Raw genomic sequence first — 19,170 nt, 5'->3', positions numbered from 1 at the left:
CATTACTCAACTAACTCAAACAATCACTCAATCAACTAAATATTTTGTACTAATCTTCATCGTCGTATTCATCAAAGGGGAAAAACTCATAGAGGTCATCCAAATACAGGCTACTAGTACGGCCAAGTCCAACAAATGCACTGGAGCCGTTAGAGAATGCAATGGGATCTTGGCGTGACGTGCCTTCAAAGCTGGTCCTATCGTCCCAAGTGTCATCACTTGGATCGTATTGCCAAACGGAGGTCAGGGTACCTCCTGCAATACCACAGGCGATATAACCATATCCGTCTATTGTAAATCCGACAGCATTACTTCTAGCAATACTATAATCATCCTCTTCGTCTAGGTCCAGTTTGGCAGACCACGTTTCGGTAGTAGAATCAAAAACCCAAAAATCATATGGGTAGGCACCATTAGACACCCCTGTACCAAGGTAAACATCAGTGCCAATGGTGAATGTGGTGGCAGACCTTCTTTTGTCCCCGCCAAAACCGACCATTTCAGTCCATGTATCAGCACTAGGGTCGTATTTCCAAAAATCCTTACGATCGTTGTCGCCATCGTAACCGGTGCCGAAATATCCATAACCGTTAATTCCAAAGGCTATGGCACTATGTCTTGGGGTTGCAGGAGTAGAGGCGATTTGTGTCCATGTATTTGAACCTGGGTTGTAAGCGTAAAAATCGTCAAGTTCGTCAAGTCCGTCATATCCCGAGCCAATATATCCCGTTCCATCGATTTGGAACCCTACGGCCGCATTTCTGGCACTACCTGGGAAATCGGCTTTTTGGGACCAATAGTCCCCGTCGATATCATAGGACCAAAAAGAGCTTAGATAATCATCGCCATCATAACCGGTACCCATATAACCGATATTGCCGATAGTGAAGCCGGAAATGCCACTTCGGGCACTACCGTCAAATACAGATCTGTCAATCCAGTTGCCCTCGTAATCATCATCATCGTCATTGGAGCAACTGGATAGCGTACAGATCATAACAACCATAAAGGCTATTTGTTTAAAATCGTAATGTAGTTCTTTCATCATTTCTTTTTATTTTGACTTTAGCTTCGGTTAAAATTTTATTCAAAACTAAAGCACGATGCTTGTCCTTGAAACTGAAATAGATGAAGTTGCCTATTTAACATATGAAACCTGCAATTTCATCTACCAACTTCATCTTGTTTTTAATAGTCAAAATACAGGGTTTGGTCTTCTAACTATGGCGGTTTGTCTATTGTGGTTTTTGCCTAGAGTCATAGCTTTTACATTTACGGTCAAATCAAATTTTTATGAAGAGCGTCCTAGGTTTATTATGTTGTCTCGTGTTGTGTGTATCCTGCAGTACCGATAATTTGAACGATTCCGATTTTGAGGCAGGTGTGACCTTTACCGATAGTAATATCCGTGTGCTACAATTAGACACCCTGACCACTAAGTTGTCGACCATGAGGTTCGACAGTATTGTTACCTCCCAAGGATCACGTATGTTGATCGGGGAATACAGTGATCCGGTCTTTGGGAATGTAAAAAGTTCAAGTTTTGTGCAAATGCTTCCATCGAGCTATACGATAGACACCGATGCCGAATACGATAGTATTGTCTTTATTCTTAGATACGATAATTACTATTATAACGATACCCTAACGCAGAACACCATCCATATAAAGGAATTGAATGAAAAATTAAGTCCAGCGGATGACTCCGATTTTTATAATTCGAGTAGTATAGGTTTCGATGAAGAGGATCTAGGAACCTTAACCTATACACCAAGACCCTTGGGAACCGATTCTCTCCAAGTAAGGTTAAGTGATGCTTTCGGTTTGGATCTGTTCGAGAACCTTCAGGAAAAGAAACTAACCAATTATGATGAATTTGTTAATCGCTTTAAAGGATTTACCATAAGGCCCGATGAGCATGATAACGGTACGGTACTCGGATTTTCGTTGGCGTCGGACATGCGGCTTTATTACAGTATTGAAGGGGAAACCGAATCAGTGCAATATTTTACAGATTTCACGATTAACACCAGTACTTCCCCCATACCTTTTTTCAATCAAATAGCTGTTGATGGAGGGAGTGCATACCTGCAGGGGTTCACGGATAATGAGGTAATCCTTGACAGTGGGGATGCCGATAACCAAAGTTTTATACAATCAGGAATAGGTATTACGACTAGGATTGATTTTCCTTATTTAAAGTCGGTGAAGGATATACAAGGTGTGGGTACGTTGCTCGATGCGACCCTGCGAATAAAGCCCAAAGAAGCTTCATATAACGATAATTTAATCCTTAAGGATACCCTTGCGGTCTATTTGGTGGACCAAAATAATGATCTATCGGTACAGACATCCATGCAGGCCATCTTAAATAGGGAGAATCAGGAATTCAATGATATTTATTACGAGATACCCATAAGTAGTTATTTGGAAGGGCTATTGGAAACGGATATGGATAATACCAATGCCTTGATTCTTTTACCCTATGACTACAACGCAACGGTTGACCGCTTTGTTCTGGATGTGGATCCTGACAACGAAGGCACCCAATTAGAACTAATATATGCCATTTATGATGAAAATGAATAAAGCACTTTTTTTTACGATTGTTGTCATTTTTTTGGCATTGAATTCCGTTAAGGCCCAATCCGAGGGATTGACCAGTTCCCCTTATTCCTTATATGGGTTAGGCGTAATAAACCAGACCAGTATTGGCTTTACCAATGGTTTGGGATATACGGGAATCGGTATTAGGACGGATTCCCAAATCAACAATTTAAATGCGGCGAATTACGCCTTAATACCACAAAATTCGTTTTTCTACGATATAGGTTTAAAGGGGGAATACAATAACTATAGTAACGCAACCAACGACGAATCGAAGACAACTTTTAATTTTTCCAATTTGGCTGTTGCATTTCGTATAGCCAAAGGGCTTGGAATGGGTATTTCCATGGTGCCTTACAGTGATGTGGGATACTCGCTAGTCGGATTGGAAACAAACATAGATGGTTCTAACGAAACTTTTAAAAGTAATGTATCGGGTGTTGGCGGACTCAGTGATCTTAGGGTAAACTTAGGTTACGCGGTGACCGAAAATTTACGCTTTGGATTAAGTACCTCGTTTTTATTCGGTAGCATAGAAGAAGAAGAGTCCTTTACGATAAGTCAAAGTGCTTTCAGCACGGTGGAGAAAACAAATTACTCAGGTATTCGAATGGGACTTGGTATGCAATTCGATATCACGGAGAATATTACCATGGGTAGTACCATTCAACTTCCGACGAGCCTGGAAGGCAATCTTAAACGTTCTGTAGTCAAGTATTTGAATGGTTCCGAAATAACCGTAGAGGATAATGAAGGTAGTTCAACGGATAATTTTGACATGCCTTTGGAAGTCGGTATGGGTTTCAGCGCAAAATTCATGGAATCATTGACTGTGAGTGGTGATTACAAAAAGAACTATTGGAGTGAAACCGGACAACAAGAAAATCTAGGTACCTATGAAGATCAGGATATTTACTCCCTTGGTTTGGAATATGTAAAAGACCCTACAAGTTATAAATACGGTCAGCGCATATACTACCGGGCAGGTTTTAATTATGACAATGGTTATCTGTCGATCAATAATGTGAAAGTCGATGGCTACAATATTACGGCCGGTATCGGAATACCGGTTGGACAAGGGCTTCGGTCTATGCTGAACCTTTCGTACAGCTATGGTTCAAAAGGGCAGATCCAAAATATCCTCGTTAAGGAAAACTACCATATGCTAACCTTGAACCTGAGCCTTGCGGATCTATGGTTTCAAAAAAGATTGATCAATTAATGATATTTTATAAGCAGTCTTGCCTTTAAAATTTTGTTAATAGCAAGAATCAAGTTAAACCTATTACAGAAAATAGGGTCAAAAGCATATAAATATAGATAACAATTAAAAATCCATTATTATGAAAAAAGTAGTTATAATGATGTTAGGTTTATTACTGACAGTGGCTTTTACCAATGAAGTGAACGCACAGAAGAGAACCACAACAAAAAAAACCATAACAAAAAAAACGACTACGACTAAAGTCGTAAGAGTGCCAAAATCCAAGGTGGTCTATAAAAAATCCAAGGCAAAAGTGGTCGCAACGAGAACGATTCCAAATAAAAAGGTGGTTGTTTCCCCAAAGGGTACGAATTATTATTATTCGAACAATAAGTTTTATAGATCCTATAATGGGCGTTATATAGCTGTTGCTCCTAAGGCAGGTTTACGTATAGGATTTTTACCCACTGGTTTTAGAACCGTTATTTTTGCCGGAAGAAGTTACGCTTATTATGATGGCATATATTATGACCAAATCGGTGATGAATATGAAGTGGTCTATCCTGAGATAGGAACCATTATTTATCAATTGCCCGATGATTATGAAAAAGTGGAGTATGATGGGCAATTGCTATATGAAGCCAATGGTGTATTGTACGAAAGAGTACAAGTGGATGGTACCAGGGCCTATGAGGTTGTAGGAATCGTAGAGGATTAAAAACAGTCAAAAAGGCTTTTGTACGAACAACTATTTAAGTAGGGATACGGTCATTAACGGCCATATCCCTACTTTTTGCTTTTAGGCCTTAAAGAAGTTTTACCTTACTTTAAAGGAAACATGTTTCGGCATATTTATTGCAACCTATCTTAAAAGGTATGGTAATTTTAAAAATGATATGAATAAAAAATGGGTGGTCTTTATTTTCATTGGGTTAAGTGTGTTGTCGTATGCCCAGGAAAGTGATGCTCAAAAAATCGATTCCAGGAATTTTAAAAATCTATATCGCCTGAACGATTCTTTGTACAGGTCGGAACAACCAAGTAAAAAAGGGTTTAAATATCTTGAATCCTTGGATGTTAAAACCGTACTTAATCTAAGAAGGTCTGATAAAAACGGTAGAAAGGCCGATGGCACCTCACTACAGCTGGTGAATTTACCTTTGAAGGCAGGTAAACTTACCGAAGATCAGATTATTTTGGCTTTAAAGGCCATTCAGGGCGCCGAAGGTCCCGTTCTGGTTCATTGCTGGCATGGTTCGGATAGAACGGGTGCCATAATTGCCGCCTATAGGATAGTATTTGAAAATTGGACAAAGGAAAAGGCCATTGCGGAACTTAGAAATAAGTTTTTTGGGTATCACGAAAAAATGTACCCCAATGTGGTGACATTGTTGCAAAACCTCAATATAGGTCGTATCAAGAAAGATTTAGGGATATAGTATATTCCTTTTTTAAGACTGAAGGGCATAAAACAAATTCAATCCAGACTGTTTTTGGCAATGTAGGCCAGAAAATCCGGTTTATAATTCTCAGAGACGGTTATTCGCTGTTCCCTGATAATGATTTGACTGCGTTCAATCACATCAATGGCACTGAGTGCCACGATAAAGGATCGGTGTATGCGCATGAATTTATCGGAGGGCAATTCATCTTGCAGACTTTTAAGACTCATTAGGGTTAATATGGGCCTTGGTCGGTCCTTAAGCCAAATTTTGATGTAGTCTTTGAGTCCTTCAAAATAAAGAACATCATCCAAGTGTATCTTTAATTGTTTGTAATCGGACTTAACGAATAAAAAATTTTTTTCACTGATGGTTGATGTTTGCGCTTTGGCCTTGAACAACGAAAACCACTCTTTGGCCTTGGTGGCTGCTGTTAAGAACTCTGCATAATCAAAAGGTTTCAATAAATAATCCAAGGCTTCAACCTTATAACCTTCCAGGGCGTATTCTGAAAAAGCGGTGGTAAAGATCACACGTGTGCTTTTCGGAATCATTTTGGAAAGTCCTATTCCTGTGAGGTCGGGCATTTGAATATCCAGGAAAATCAAATCGACAGGTTCATTTTCCATAAAGGTCAAGGCCTCTATGGCACTATCGCATTTTTTTTTAAGATCCAGAAAAGGTGTCTTCAGCACATACCCTTCAATTAGTTGCAATGCCAAGGGTTCGTCATCTACAACAATACAGCTAATTTGGATAGACTTCATTTACATCAGATTTCTAAGGTTAGGATGGCCGTAAAGATACCACCTTCAACCTTATAATCGAAATGATGTTGATTGGGATATAATAGTTGTAAACGTTTTTTCAAATTTTCCAATCCAATTCCCGACCCACTCTTGTCACTATTGTTTTTTGGGGTATTGGGGTTCGTTGCCGTAAAAGTCAAACGGGTTTCCTTGAGTTCCAGATTGAAGGATAAATCTGAGGATGTACTCGCTGTAACCCCATGTTTAAATGCATTCTCTACCAAGGTGATAAAAAGTAGGGGCACTATTTTTATGTTCGGGACCATTTCCGGAAAGGAATAGGAAATTTTGATTTTGTCCGAAAAGCGTAGTTTCATAAGCTCAATATATTGGGTCATGAAATCCAATTCTTTTTGCAAGGGTACTTTTTCGGTTTCCGTATCATAGAGTAGGTAGCGCATTAATTTACCCAAGCTGTGAATGGTTTTTTTAGCAGTTTCGGGCTGGTAATCGACCAATGAATAAATATTGTTGAGCGCATTGAAAAAGAAATGTGGCTGTAATTGGTACTTTAAATGTTGGATTTCGGATTGCAGTCTTACGTTCATTGTCTCTTTTTGCAAAGCTTCCGTCTTCATCCACTTTTCCGTTGTCTTTAGGGCAATCGAAAATGCCAAGGGTACAAGGGAGCCGAAAAAATCGAGGTACCAGAAAATTGTTCTCGGTGGCCTCCTTGGAGGATTATCGTCAGGAAGGACCCATTGGATAAGAAAATCCTTCAGTTCGTGATTGGCCCATACTAAAACGGTGATCAATACGATATTGATGACAAAAAACAGTAGGTTTTTTTTGTTGAAAAAGAATCTATCGATGAAAAAGAGGTAGTTGAAATAAAAAATGATAGCATAGGAAATAAGAGGAACCCAAGTATTGATGAGTACTTTGGGAACCGCCGGGGAATCCTCGCTTTGACCTTGGGACAACAAGTAGGGCATACTGAACAAAATCAGCCATGCCAGAACATGCAGTACAGGGAATAAGTATTTTTTATGTTTCAATTCCATCTATCAAATTTAATCATTCATAGCGCAATGCCGTAATTGGATCCAATGCTGCTGCTTTTCTTGCGGGGTACCACCCGAAAAAGATACCAGTTACCGCACATACAGCAAATGAAATAATTATTGAATACAACGCCACGCTTGTTGGCCATTGTAAGAATGTTTCTATAAAATAAGTAGAACTTAAACCAAGGATTACGCCAAGTATACCTCCTGTGATACTGATTAATATGGCCTCGATTAAAAATTGCATTAGAATATCGGAGCCTTTACCCCCTACGGCCATTCTAAGACCTATTTCCTTGGTACGCTCTTTTACCGATACGTACATGATATTCATGATACCGATACCTCCGATCAATAAAGAGATCCCGGCTACGGCAACTAAAAGTACGGTTAACATTTCACTGGTAGAACTGAATGTTGAAATCAACTCTTCCATAGAACGTACCGAAAAATCATCATTTTGATTGTCCAATAATTTGTGTTGCGCACGCAGAATTTCAGTGACTTCCGTTACAGCCTCAGGTGCATCGTCCTCACTTACGGCCGATGCCAGGATTTGGTTTAAATAGTCTATGGCCAAAATACGTTTTTGAACGGTTGTAAAAGGGGCTATTACCACATCATCCTGGTCTTGGCCAAAGGTGTTTTCCCCTTTTTGTTCCAATACCCCAATCACTTTAAACGGAATACTGTTAAAACGGATCAGTTTGCCAATAGGATCTTCACCATCCGGAAATATATTGTCAACAACCGTCTGTCCCAATAAAACAACCTTAGAGGCTGATTGTACCTCGGCATCGGTGAACATACTTCCATTTTGAAGTCCGACCACTTTAATGTCCAAGTATTCGGGGTTTACACCATAAATGGTAGATGGCCAGTTATTTGCTCCGTTGATTACCTGTCCGCCACCATTTACAAGAGGGGTAATGTAATTTAATAATGTTGATTTTTCTTTTATTACCTCATAGTCATTAAGCGTCAATGTTTGCACATCGCCACCACTTCCTCTTGCAGGTCCTCTATCATCTTCCCCGGGTCTAATGGTAATCATGTTCGAACCCATGCTCGAAATAGTACTTCGAATACTTTCCTTAGAACCTTCGCCTATGGCCAACATGGCAATTACAGCTGCCACACCGATAATGATGCCCAACATGGTCAGTAAGGTTCTGACCTTGTTGAGAACAATGGCCTTAAAGGCGATCTTAAATAAATTCAATAGTCTCATAATTAATGGTCTTCTACAGGTAATGCGGCCAATTCAGTAGCTGCTGATTTTATATCTTTATTGAGGTAATCCTTAATGATGTTGCCATCTTTTAAGACAATGGTTCTACTACTAAAGGTAGCGATGTCCGGTTCATGGGTCACAAAGGTGATGGTGATGCCTTTTTCATTCAACTCTTGAAACAAGGACATGATTTCGTACGAGGTTCGGGTATCCAGGTTTCCTGTAGCTTCATCAGCCAATATCATAACAGGGTTGTTCACCAAAGACCGTGCAATGGCCACCCTTTGTTGTTGGCCACCGGAAAGCTGTGAAGGGGTATGGCCCATGCGATCGCCCAATCCTACCATTTCCAAAGCCTTATAAGCACGTTCTTTACGTTCTTCGGTAGAAACCTTACTATTATATAGAAGTGGTAGTTCTACGTTTTCCAATGCAGAAGTACGAGCCAGTAGGTTATAGGATTGAAAGATAAACCCGATTTTTTCATTTCGGATCGTAGCCAACTCATTCCTGCTAAGATCTTTTACTTTTACATTGTCTATCTCATAGGTTCCCGAGGTGGGTTGGTCCAAGCATCCCAAGATATTCAATAAGGTACTTTTTCCCGAGCCACTCGAACCCATGATCGTAACGAATTCGCCCTCGTTTATGGTGAACGAAATGCCTCTTAAGGCATGTACGATTTCGTTGCCCATCGTAAACTCACGCTTTAAATCGTTTATTTTAATGATTTCCTTGTTCATGGTCGTTTGTTATTTTCTTTTCCCTCCTGGTCTTTGTGGCATAAACGGACTCTCATCTGCACCACCGGCAGACTGTTGTTCAATAGGACTTTCGGATTTTAAACTATATACCAGTTTGTCTCCTTCTTCAATACCACTTAAAATCTGTACATTGACACCATCACTGGCACCTAAGGTTACTTCTTTAGGTGATATGGCCCCATTGGATTCAAGGACCCAAACCCTCGTTTTACCTTCTTCATTGTTCCTTGCTCCACCTTTTTGGGGTTCGGTAGGTAAATTATGTTGCTCGTTGTAGGCCATTAGTAATGCCTGGGTAGGTTTAAAATTGATGGCCTTGGCCTCTGTACTCAATACATCTTTTAACTCTAATGTATATATGGATATCGTCGCAGTTAGACCGGGTTTAAGTTTAAGGTCGGGATTGTCAGCCTTGATTACGACGGTGTAGGTAATTACATTGGATGTTTCGGTATAGTCCAAACGAACCTGGGTTACCGTACCCTCAAAGGTTTCCCCTAAGTAGGCATCAACGGTGAAGGTTACCCTTTGTCCTTCTTTTACACCCCCTATATCAGCTTCGTCTACATCGGCCTCTACTTGCATTTCCTTTAGATCTTGCGCAATGGTAAAAAGGGTTGGGGTGCTAAAGCTTGCCGCTACCGTTTGTCCTTCGTCTATAGCCCTGGAAAGTACCACACCATCTATGGGCGAATAAATATCGGCATAGCTTAGATTGGTTCTGGCCCTTTCAAGGTCTGATAAGCGTTGGGTCACCGTGCCTTTTGCCGTTTCATAGTTATATAAGGCATCATCATAATCGGATTTACTGATGACCTGATTTTCGTACAATGTTTTTTGTCTTTCGAAGATGGTCTGCATGTAGTTTCTTTGGCTTACGGCATTGTCATAGGAAGCCTGTGCCTGGGTAAGGGCGGCCTTTAGGTTGGTTTTGTCCAATTCCGCAATCAACTGCCCTTCCTTGACGATACTGTTATAATCAACATATATTTTTTCGACCACCCCTGAAACCTGGGTACCTACTTCCACTTGGGTAATGGGCTCTATGGTACCCGTAGCCGTAACCATTGTAGTTACATCCCCTTTTTTGGCGGTAAGGGTTTGTGCTTCGATAACCACATCATCATTGCTCTTTAAAAAGCTGTATGCCGCAAAGGCAAGGATAAGGATAACTATACTGCCTATTATTATGTTTCTTTTATTTTTCATTTGATTAAAGTTTAATGTCGTTTCCTTGATAAAATTGAAGTAATTGGGTATACAAAAGGCTTAAGTATTTTGCCTGAATGTAGTTTTGATGGGCATTGGTATATGTGTTTTGGCTTACCACAAGATCGGTGGTGCTCAAAGCCCCCAGTTCATATTGTTTCTGCGCCAATCGATACGATTCACTTGCGGCATTTTTTGCGACGTCGGCAGCTACCATTTGGCTCTGGGCTGCAGTTGCATTTTGCCAGGCGGTTTCTATTTTTTGATATAGGTCCTTTTCTTCTTGTGCCAATTTCAGTTGGGCTATGTCAATATTTATCTTAGCTTTTTCAACTTCTGTCTTTGTTCTGTTTCTATTGAAAATGGGCACGTTTAAAGAGAGGCCCACTCTTTGGTTGAAATTGAGATCGAGCTGGTCTGCAAAAACGAAATCCTGTGTTGAGGTATAACCGGAGCCAATGCTTCCTGTTAGGGAAAGTGTGGGTAAATATCCTCCTTTGGCAATATCCAGTTCTTTTTCTGAAACCGATATATTGGTTTTACTTGCATTTATTTCAGGAAGGTTTTCCACAGCCTGGGTATAAACTTGATTCAAATCAGGAATCAAATCCTCACCTGTGCCGGTTGGATCGGCAATTTGAAATGAAGTGCCGATCGGAAGCTCTAAAAGTTGTTTTAGGGTCAATAACTGTTGGGCGTAATCATTCTTGGCGGTTATTAGATTATAGGTATTCGTGGCCGTATTTGATTGCGCATCGGTATAGTCTTTCATAGCAATGGAACCTGCCTCTAACCGAGCCTTGGCCTGTTCTTCCTCTTTTTGGGAGGCAACTAGATTGTTTTCGGCAATCGTAATGTTTTCTTTACTATAGAGCAATTGAATATAACTATCGGTTATGCTCAGGATGATATTGTTTTTGGCCTGCTCCTCATAAAAGGAATATTGATCAACCAAAAGTTTGTTTTGTATTATTCCATTGGTGATTTGATTACCCTGAAAAAGGGTGACCTGGGTATTGAGTCCCAAACTTGTCGAATTGATTTGTTGGGAAACAAAATCACTTGTTATAGGGTCTATCGAATTACCATTGGTAAAGTTTTGTGAAGCCGAACCGCTTAGATTGGGTAATCTTGAAGATTTTGCCGCTTTATAATCCTGAAGCGTGCTGTTTTTTTCCAAAATGGCTTGTTTTACAGTGATATTATGCTCCAAGGCATAGGAAATGCAATCCTCTAGGGACCAGATTTTATTCATATCACTTGAAGTTTGCTGACTGTGCGCAAACTGTCCGAGTAATACCAGAAATATGATGATAGTTTTTTTCATGTCGTTGTATACAATTTTGGTTGAAATACAACTCAAATATCCAAAGGAGTCCATATAAAACATATTGAAATAGATAAAGCAGGGTATTCACTAGACCAAACCGCTAAATTTATCGACCGGATTTTCACGGAAATGGGAAATAGTGGCTTTTGGATAGGTTTGGAATGTCTATGGAAATGCTTGTTGGGAGTATGGACTGCTGTCAAAAATAACGCGGTAAGAAAAATCGTTGGTGCTAATTATTGAATATGTAGCAATGGGCGGCAAAAATCAATCAATATCCAAAAAAATCTTAAAAAAATCTTAAATTATATGATTTTTGTCATCTTTCTTACGTATTGGTAAATGTATTTTTGAGGCAGGAACATGAAAAGTCCAATTTGCTAATAAGGTCAATTAATACTGTTCAAAAAATTGGTTATCATGTTATTACATTTTCGGTATTAAGGTAATTTGAATGCTTTTAACGAGAGGGGGCTTTAGTTCTTTTTCAACGTTTTAAAAGTGATTTTCAAAATCAATCTTGAAGTAAAAAATAGTATGATTGACAATCAAAAACAATTTCCCCATTGCTCAAATAATTCGATAGTATTAATTGCACGGTTTTTCAATAAGGCGTTTGCGTTCAAGAATATCTTTTATATGCTATTCTTGGTAGGTGCTTTTACGGCTTGTAATACAGAAACAAAGCCATCGAATTCAAACCAAAAACCTTCCTCATTAAAACCACCCGCCGTTAATGATGATTTTTTTCAATCGATAGGGCAAGGGATAGGTTTGGATTTTATGCATTCCATTGGTGCTGACCACATGGAGAATATTATCGAATCTGTTGGTGGAGGGGCGGCTTTCCTGGATTATGACCAAGATGGGTTTATGGATATTTATGTCTGTAGCGGGACTTGGGTCGAAGGTTTCAGTAAAAGCGATAAACCCAAGGTTATGCCCACCAATCATCTTTACCGCAATAACCAGAACGGTACTTTTGAGGATGTAACCAAGAAAGCTAACGTTGGCGGACCATGGTACAGTATGGGGGTTACCGTGGGTGATTATAATAATGATGGTTTCCCCGATATTTATGTAAGTAACAATGGCCCTAATACATTGTATAAAAACAATGGTGATGGCACCTTTTTAAATGAGACCGAAAAAGCGTCGGTAGGCGGGGGTAAAAATTGTAGTGTTGGAGCTGTCTGGTTCGATTATGACAATGATAGCTACTTGGATCTTTATGTAGGAAACTATCTGAATTTCAATCCGGATTATAAATATTATTATGCTCCTGACGGATTTCCCGGTCCGTTGGCGTATGACAGTCAACCCGATGTACTATATCATAATAATGGGGATGGAACCTTTAGTGATGTGACCCAAGCCATGGGGATTGTGGATATTGATGGTAGGGCCATGGGTGTTGGGGCCGCGGATTATGATGATGATGGCTTCGTCGATGTTTATGTGGCAAACGACCATACGGTTAATTATCTATGGCATAACGAAGGGGGTAAGGGATTCGTGGATAAGGGCACCATGTCTGGTACAGGTTTTAGTCAATCGGGGGAAGCCACCGTAAGCATGTCCGTGGATTTTGCCGATTTTAATGGGGATGGATTATTGGATCTTTTTGTTTCGGATGATAATTACTGCTCCCTTTATGAAAATTTGGGTAACGGCGTCTTTGGCGATCAGTCCTATCCCGCGGGTATCTCCGTGGCATCTGGACAGTTTGTGGGTTGGTCATCCTCTTTTTTTGATTATGACAATGATGGGGACGTTGATATTTTTAAATCCAACGGTGAATTAAAACACCTATATGGACAAGAGGATCAACTGTTCGAGAACATCCAGGAGGGCAAATTCAAGGATGTTTCCGTAGACCTTAGCTCATATTTTAAGGAAGAACATGTGGGTAGGGGCGCCTGCTTGGGGGATTATGATAATGATGGGGATATCGATATCTATATCGTTAACCTGGATAGTATAGGGGTATTTCTTCGAAATAATAAAGGGAATGCCAATAACTGGCTCTCTTTGAATTTGGTGGGCAAGCACAGCAATCGTGATGGTGTTGGCTCACGTATACGATTGGTTGCGGATGGCAAGGTGCAGACCGCACAGAAAAAAAGCACCACGGGGTATCTATCTCAAAATGACCCAAGGGTCCACTTCGGTCTTTCAAACGCCGACCTTGTTGATAGTCTTGAAATCAGATGGCCCTCGGGGAAACATCAGGTTTTGGAAAAAATAAAGGCCAACCAAATACTTACGATACACGAACCTCAATAAGTGGATAATGTTCAAAAAAAGTCCTTATACATCCTTTATCCCATTGCTAGCCATTATTGTTTTGGTTATTTCCGTTCAGTCATGTAAACCAAGGTCTTTGGAAGGCATGATTGTCATGTCCCAAAGTCAGGGGGATATTGATTCCCCGGATTATTTGTCAGGCAATAGGTGGCGTCATATACCCGAATCAAGAATCGTTGCACTGAATGTGAACTCACCAGAGGAACCATTGTCTGTATTGACCAAGGATTTCCAATCCGCCTGTGCCCCTAAGATATCCTATGATGGAAATTCCATGCTTTTTGCCGCACAGCAAAATAAAAATGATGTGTGGCAGATATGGGAGATGGATTTACACAACCTTAAAACCAGACAGATAACTTCCTCGGATGGGAATTGTATCGATCCCGATTATTTGCCAGGGGATCGAATGGTGTTCAGTAAGCATGAAATCATAAATGTTGCCACAAAAGAAAAGGGGTATACCCTTTATACCAGCAACCTGGATGGTTCTAATTTAGCCCGCATCACCTATGACCCCAGTACCTATTTTGCATCAACCGTATTGAATGATGGTCGTGTGGTTACTATAGGAAGGACCCTTATACCTGAGGTTAAGGATGCCAAACTCATGATCATGAGGCCCGATGGAACCAAGCAACAATTGTTTTATCAGAGTGAAGCCAACCATCATTTACAGGGTCGTGTTTGGGAAATGGATGAAGGTAGCATTGTTTTCGTTGAGGCGGATGCTAATAATGAAATGGATATTACCTCCATATCGTATAATCGCCCGTTGCATTCCAAGGTAAATATGACATCACATATTAAGGGTGATTTTTATGCTATTAGTCCATATCAGGAAAACAAGGTGTTGGCAAGTTATCGTTCCGATAAGGAAGGGCGCTTTGCCCTCTATGGATTCAATACCCAAAGTCATGAATTAGGTACGCCCATATATAAGGATGGGGAGTATCACGTTTTGGAAGCCGTACCCGTAGTGAAGCGAGATCGACCTAAGAAATTACCGAGCGAGATTGATCTGAATGTGAAGACCGCCTTACTCGTCTGTCAGGATATTAATTATTCGAATAAGCAATCCAATGATTCCACTACCTTGACAAATAGGGCTAACAAGTTGGAAATATTGGGAATGGATGAAACCATGGCCACTTTTGAAACAGAGGAGGATGGTTCCTTCTATATTAAAGTCCAAGCGGATACCCCGTTTAGGATGCAGACCCTTGATGGGAATGATAATGTCGTCAAAGGGCCGAGTAGTTGGTTATATCTACGCCCCAATGAACGTCGTGGCTGTATCGGATGTCATGAAAACCGGGAGTTGGTGCCCAAAAATGCCCAACCATTGGCCGTTAGGAAGGATCCCATTCCGGTGCCATCGCCAAAAGAAATAGATTCCTTAAAAAGAGATTTAAAGATGTAGGCCATGAAGAACGCAAAACGCAAGACACTTTTATGGATGCTAATATTATTTGGGGTCATCATATACTTTCCGGGGCGTATGTTGGCCAGACATCATGTGAATGATAAAACAGCGGTAACGGATCACCCTTTAAAATGTACATCGTGCCATGTATACACCTCCAAAAACAAGTTTGTCACAAGTTTGATCAATGAAGACTATTATTCCCCCTTCAATATAGCAGTTTCCCACGATGGAAGCCGGTTGTATGTTGTGGCCCAAGACACCGATGAACTTCTTATAGTTGACACTGAAAGCAATGTGGTATTGCACCAACTAAAAGTTGGGGTCCATCCCCATAGCGTAATATTGAATAAGGCAAATACGCTGGCCTACGTCAGCAATCAGTGGTCCGATTACATTTCGGTTATAGATCTTGCGGTATCCAAGGTAACGGATACCATAAAAACGGGAAATGGCCCTTCTGGGCTAACACTTAGTGCGGATGGTTCGTTTTTGCAGGTCGTCAATACCTATGGCTCTGACCTGTCGGTCATCGACCTCTCCACAAAAGAGGAATTAAAGCGATTGGGAACGGGAAGTGATCCTACCGGAACCGCGCTGTCCCCTGATGGAAAAAAATTGTATGTGACCAGTAGACGATCTAAGATCGTTCCTTATGGGGAACCTTTGGTGAGTGATCTTACCGAGATTAATGGAGAAACCTTAAGGGTAGGGGAACATCATAATATTGAAGAGGCCTATATGATGGAGAATATTACGTTCACGCCTTCTGGAGACCTTGCCATGATGACCTTGATAAGACCCAAGAACCTCATACCTTCGGTACAGATAGAAGGAGGCTGGATGATGACTCACGGCATTGGGGTTATAGAACAAGGGGAAAATGGAAGAATCATACAATTGTTGACGGATGAACCCAATTCCTATTATTCCGATCCCTTTGATATTGTGGTTTCCCCCGATGGTAAAAGAGCCTATGTCTCCAATTCAGGGGCCGATCGCATTACGGTGATCTCGGTTGATTCCATTCGGGCCATTTTAAAGGAAACCCCCAAGGAAGAACTCAAGAATATTGCGAATAATTTAGGGGTGAGCAGTCGGTTTGTGATCAAAAGAGTGCCTACGGGGGCCAATCCCAAAGGGCTGGCACTTTCCGAAGATGGTAAAAAACTCTATATCGCCGAACAATTGGAAGATAAAATAGGGGTGTTGGATACGGAGAGCCTTCAAATGGAAGCCCCCATCGATCTTGGTGGCCCCAGCAGAATTACGGTTGCAAGACAAGGAAGAAGATTATTCAATAATGCGGGACATACATTTCAAAAACAATATGCCTGTTATACCTGTCACCCGGATCATCATGAAGATGGCTTAGTCTATAACATGGCCGGCAAGGATATGGGACGCAATGTAACCAATACGCAATCCCTAAGGGAAATCGGGGATACCCCCCCATTTAAATGGAACGGTAAGAACCAAACCATATACAAGCAGGATGGTATGCGGTTTTCAACGGTCTTAACGAGAACGGAGCAATTCAGTTATGATGATCTGGACGCCATTACGGCCTATATAAAAAGAGGGATAAAATATCCCCCGAACCTCATGTACAATCCACACGGTGAATTAACAGAATCCCAACAAAGGGGAAAGGAAATATACAACAGGACAAAAGATAATTTCGGGAATGTCATACCGGAGAACAATCGATGCTATACGTGTCATCCAGCCCCTCTTTATAGCAATTTAAGAACAGCGGATGTAAGTACGTTGGCGGTCACCGATGATTCTATTTTGTTCGATACACCGCACCTTGGGAATATTTATGCCTCACCCCCCTATTTACATGATGGGCGGGCAGCGACCCTAGAAGAAATATGGACAGTCTATGGCGAGGATAACAAACATGGTTATGTGAATGATCTGACCAAAATGCAACTGAATGATCTGATCGATTATCTGAAATCCCTGGGAGGTCCAGAGCAGGAGGAAATTAGCTCCCAAACACAAGAAACCGCAAGTTTTTAAGAAGAAATAACTGATAAAAATGAAAATACATCTCAAATATCCAACCCTACTTGTCCTCTTTGTGATGCTTGTCATAAGTTCATGGGGGTTTGTACAACCTAAAGAGCGAACAGAATTTATAAAGGACACATCCAAGACGTATGGGGATAAGAACCAGACAGCATCGGAAAAGCCTATGCCGATTTACGGTAACTGGATAAGTTATGATTCCAAAAACGGATTGCCTGGTGATAAGGCGTATTGTGTGAAAATTGATGGGGACCGGGTTTTGGTCGGTACCCATGAAGGACTTGCCGTATTGGAAAATGGGAATTGGAAAACCTATACTACAGAAGACGGACTTACCCATAACGGGATTTTGGCGATGGATGTTGATCCGCTAACAGGGGATGTTTGGTTGGGTACCATGGGGGGATTATCACGTTGGTCGACCGGTAAATTCGAGAACTATACCCAAATGAACAGTGGTATGCCCAATGATTTGATCTATGCGGTTACCTGCGATGGCAAGGATGTTTGGGTAGCCACCGGGGGAGGGGCAGGATGTTATGACACCTATACCAGAAAATGGGAAATATTCACAGAGGAAAACGCACCGATGCATGAGCCATGGACGTATGGTGTTTGTGCCAGTGACGATAAAATTTATATCGCTGCTTGGGGTGGTGGTATCATAGAATACACCAAAAAGACAAAAAAATTCAGGGATTATGTTGATCCCGATGGCAATATGGAAATTGACCTTTTCCCCGATGATGGGGTTGTCCACGATATCACAACAGGGGCCTCATGGTCTAACGGTATGCTTTGGGTGGCCACTTATTTTGGTTTGAGTCGCTATGATGGCGTGCATTGGAAAGGGTATTTTGACCACGATAGCGGTTTGACCAGTAACTTCATCAATTATATAAAAGCCAAGGATGATATTGCCTTTATATGTACCGATCAGGGGTTAAGTACGACCGATGGTAAAAATTGGGTCAACTATACCACAAATGAAAACCTCCGAAAAGGCAAGACCATAATAATAAATGGTGATGATAAAAAGGTAATGGCCACATCACCATCGTTGGCACATAATTTTACCATAGGGGTTGATGTGGAAGGTGATGAGATATGGGTGGCGACATCCAAAGGGGTAAGTCATGGCCATTTGATGAAATAAGGAATTCGAACTAAAACTAGTATAACTAACAACTAATAATTTGGAAATATTATGGAAACAATAGAAAAGGAAAGGATTTTGATAGACTTGTCAAAACTCACAGAAGGAGAGATTTTGGAAATGAAAAAATTGGGAATCCTGACAGATGACCACAAAATCAGTAATACGGTATATCCTCCAATACATTTGGAAAGACCCCCTATTGAAAAACATGTTGTACATGCCCCCCATACCATTAATGAGGCTTATGATTATCAAAAACCATCCTCTTTTTCACGGGCATTACGGCTTGATCTTGGGGATTATAAGGTTTTGGTGATTTCGGGTACCGCGAGTGTAAACGAAGAAGGTCTGCCTGAGCATATTGGGGATTTTAAGGCCCAGTTGTGGCGAACCTATGTGAATATCACCAATCTATTGGAAGCCGAGGGTATGTCTTGGCACGATGTGGTACGTACAACCAATTACCTTAGGGATATTGAACGTGATTACGGGGAATTCAATAAAATCAGGACTTCCTTTTACAACTGGTTGGGGTTAGATCCATTGCCAGCAGCTACGGGAATCCAGGCCAGATTGTGCTGGGAGACCCTACTTGTTGAGATAGAGGCATATGCCGTATGTAAAGTTCGTTAAAT

General features: G+C 40.9%; 16 protein-coding genes. 9 read left to right on the top strand and 7 right to left on the bottom strand.

What is annotated here, in order from left to right:
* Positions 1-49: 49 nt before the first annotated feature.
* Complete coding sequence (locus tag HPE56_RS08960; RefSeq protein WP_317173193.1) at positions 50-1,048, bottom strand: Kelch repeat-containing protein; 999 nt, start codon at positions 1,046-1,048, stop codon at positions 50-52.
* A gap of 245 nt (positions 1,049-1,293) precedes the next feature.
* Between HPE56_RS08960 and HPE56_RS08955 the strand changes: the two genes are divergently transcribed.
* The 4 genes from HPE56_RS08955 (at position 1,294) to HPE56_RS08940 (ending at position 5,250) form a co-directional block, all read left to right on the top strand.
* Positions 1,294-2,589, top strand: a complete 1,296-nt coding sequence (locus HPE56_RS08955; RefSeq protein ID WP_188243428.1) for a DUF4270 family protein — start codon at positions 1,294-1,296, stop codon at positions 2,587-2,589.
* A complete protein-coding gene (locus HPE56_RS08950) occupies positions 2,573-3,829 on the top strand; it encodes an OmpP1/FadL family transporter (RefSeq protein ID WP_188243427.1) in 1,257 nt (418 codons plus the stop codon). The genes HPE56_RS08955 and HPE56_RS08950 overlap by 17 nt, the downstream gene beginning before the upstream one ends.
* A gap of 121 nt (positions 3,830-3,950) precedes the next feature.
* Entirely contained in the window at positions 3,951-4,529 is a 579-nt protein-coding gene (locus HPE56_RS08945; RefSeq protein ID WP_188243426.1) for a DUF6515 family protein, read from the top strand.
* Between the two features lie 178 nt (positions 4,530-4,707).
* The gene (locus HPE56_RS08940; RefSeq protein ID WP_188243425.1) at positions 4,708-5,250 is read left to right on the top strand and encodes a fused DSP-PTPase phosphatase/NAD kinase-like protein; all 543 of its coding nucleotides are present in this window, start codon (positions 4,708-4,710) and stop codon (positions 5,248-5,250) included.
* A 38-nt stretch (positions 5,251-5,288) separates the two neighbouring features.
* Here HPE56_RS08940 and HPE56_RS08935 read toward each other — a convergent pair whose 3' ends face one another.
* From HPE56_RS08935 to HPE56_RS08910, 6 genes are read right to left on the bottom strand one after another with little or no spacing between them, the layout of a single operon-like run.
* Complete coding sequence (locus HPE56_RS08935; RefSeq protein ID WP_188243424.1) at positions 5,289-6,020, bottom strand: LytR/AlgR family response regulator transcription factor; 732 nt, start codon at positions 6,018-6,020, stop codon at positions 5,289-5,291.
* A 5-nt stretch (positions 6,021-6,025) separates the two neighbouring features.
* Complete coding sequence (locus HPE56_RS08930; protein WP_188243423.1) at positions 6,026-7,066, bottom strand: sensor histidine kinase; 1,041 nt, start codon at positions 7,064-7,066, stop codon at positions 6,026-6,028.
* Between the two features lie 13 nt (positions 7,067-7,079).
* Positions 7,080-8,300 (bottom strand): ABC transporter permease, encoded by a 1,221-nt coding sequence (locus HPE56_RS08925; protein WP_188243422.1) that lies wholly within the window; start codon positions 8,298-8,300, stop codon positions 7,080-7,082.
* A gap of 2 nt (positions 8,301-8,302) precedes the next feature.
* Positions 8,303-9,046 carry an ABC transporter ATP-binding protein gene (locus HPE56_RS08920; RefSeq protein WP_188243421.1) on the bottom strand — a complete coding sequence of 248 codons (744 nt, stop codon included), beginning with the start codon at positions 9,044-9,046 and terminating at the stop codon, positions 8,303-8,305.
* Positions 9,047-9,055: 9 nt separating this feature from the next.
* Positions 9,056-10,276, bottom strand: coding sequence for an efflux RND transporter periplasmic adaptor subunit (locus tag HPE56_RS08915; protein WP_188243420.1), 1,221 nt, complete (start codon positions 10,274-10,276; stop codon positions 9,056-9,058).
* A gap of 4 nt (positions 10,277-10,280) precedes the next feature.
* Positions 10,281-11,603: a TolC family protein gene (locus tag HPE56_RS08910; protein WP_188243419.1), complete on the bottom strand. Its 1,323-nt coding sequence runs from the start codon at positions 11,601-11,603 to the stop codon at positions 10,281-10,283.
* A 540-nt stretch (positions 11,604-12,143) separates the two neighbouring features.
* Between HPE56_RS08910 and HPE56_RS08905 the strand changes: the two genes are divergently transcribed.
* The 5 genes from HPE56_RS08905 to HPE56_RS08885 are packed head-to-tail and all read left to right on the top strand — an operon-like array spanning position 12,144 to position 19,168.
* Entirely contained in the window at positions 12,144-13,892 is a 1,749-nt protein-coding gene (locus HPE56_RS08905; protein ID WP_188243418.1) for a CRTAC1 family protein, read from the top strand.
* A 7-nt stretch (positions 13,893-13,899) separates the two neighbouring features.
* Positions 13,900-15,336 (top strand): HzsA-related protein, encoded by a 1,437-nt coding sequence (locus tag HPE56_RS08900; RefSeq protein ID WP_188243417.1) that lies wholly within the window; start codon positions 13,900-13,902, stop codon positions 15,334-15,336.
* A 3-nt stretch (positions 15,337-15,339) separates the two neighbouring features.
* Positions 15,340-17,367: a YncE family protein gene (locus tag HPE56_RS08895; RefSeq protein WP_188243416.1), complete on the top strand. Its 2,028-nt coding sequence runs from the start codon at positions 15,340-15,342 to the stop codon at positions 17,365-17,367.
* Between the two features lie 19 nt (positions 17,368-17,386).
* Positions 17,387-18,532 (top strand): ligand-binding sensor domain-containing protein, encoded by a 1,146-nt coding sequence (locus HPE56_RS08890; protein WP_188243415.1) that lies wholly within the window; start codon positions 17,387-17,389, stop codon positions 18,530-18,532.
* 51 nt (positions 18,533-18,583) lie between these two features.
* Positions 18,584-19,168, top strand: coding sequence for a Rid family hydrolase (locus HPE56_RS08885; RefSeq protein WP_223170254.1), 585 nt, complete (start codon positions 18,584-18,586; stop codon positions 19,166-19,168).
* Positions 19,169-19,170: the final 2 nt, after the last annotated feature.

The organism is Maribacter aquimaris (assembly GCF_014596745.1).
Lineage (GTDB): Bacteria > Bacteroidota > Bacteroidia > Flavobacteriales > Flavobacteriaceae > Maribacter_A > Maribacter_A aquimaris.
This window is presented reverse-complemented; position numbering and strand designations above follow the sequence as displayed.

Excerpts from the sequence above, each read along its gene's own strand:
- HPE56_RS08895 (WP_188243416.1), top strand. The coding sequence starts at position 15,340 with ATGAAGAACGCAAAACGCAAGACACTTTTATGGATGCTAATATTATTT.
- HPE56_RS08900 (WP_188243417.1), top strand. The coding sequence starts at position 13,900 with ATGTTCAAAAAAAGTCCTTATACATCCTTTATCCCATTGCTAGCCATT.
- HPE56_RS08950 (WP_188243427.1), top strand. The coding sequence starts at position 2,573 with ATGATGAAAATGAATAAAGCACTTTTTTTTACGATTGTTGTCATTTTT.
- HPE56_RS08930 (WP_188243423.1), bottom strand. The coding sequence starts at position 7,066 with ATGGAATTGAAACATAAAAAATACTTATTCCCTGTACTGCATGTTCTG.
- HPE56_RS08910 (WP_188243419.1), bottom strand. The coding sequence starts at position 11,603 with ATGAAAAAAACTATCATCATATTTCTGGTATTACTCGGACAGTTTGCG.
- HPE56_RS08905 (WP_188243418.1), top strand. The coding sequence starts at position 12,144 with ATGATTGACAATCAAAAACAATTTCCCCATTGCTCAAATAATTCGATA.
- HPE56_RS08935 (WP_188243424.1), bottom strand. The coding sequence starts at position 6,020 with ATGAAGTCTATCCAAATTAGCTGTATTGTTGTAGATGACGAACCCTTG.
- HPE56_RS08945 (WP_188243426.1), top strand. The coding sequence starts at position 3,951 with ATGAAAAAAGTAGTTATAATGATGTTAGGTTTATTACTGACAGTGGCT.
- HPE56_RS08920 (WP_188243421.1), bottom strand. The coding sequence starts at position 9,046 with ATGAACAAGGAAATCATTAAAATAAACGATTTAAAGCGTGAGTTTACG.
- HPE56_RS08940 (WP_188243425.1), top strand. The coding sequence starts at position 4,708 with ATGAATAAAAAATGGGTGGTCTTTATTTTCATTGGGTTAAGTGTGTTG.
- HPE56_RS08915 (WP_188243420.1), bottom strand. The coding sequence starts at position 10,276 with ATGAAAAATAAAAGAAACATAATAATAGGCAGTATAGTTATCCTTATC.
- HPE56_RS08925 (WP_188243422.1), bottom strand. The coding sequence starts at position 8,300 with ATGAGACTATTGAATTTATTTAAGATCGCCTTTAAGGCCATTGTTCTC.
- HPE56_RS08960 (WP_317173193.1), bottom strand. The coding sequence starts at position 1,048 with ATGATGAAAGAACTACATTACGATTTTAAACAAATAGCCTTTATGGTT.
- HPE56_RS08890 (WP_188243415.1), top strand. The coding sequence starts at position 17,387 with ATGAAAATACATCTCAAATATCCAACCCTACTTGTCCTCTTTGTGATG.
- HPE56_RS08885 (WP_223170254.1), top strand. The coding sequence starts at position 18,584 with ATGGAAACAATAGAAAAGGAAAGGATTTTGATAGACTTGTCAAAACTC.
- HPE56_RS08955 (WP_188243428.1), top strand. The coding sequence starts at position 1,294 with ATGAAGAGCGTCCTAGGTTTATTATGTTGTCTCGTGTTGTGTGTATCC.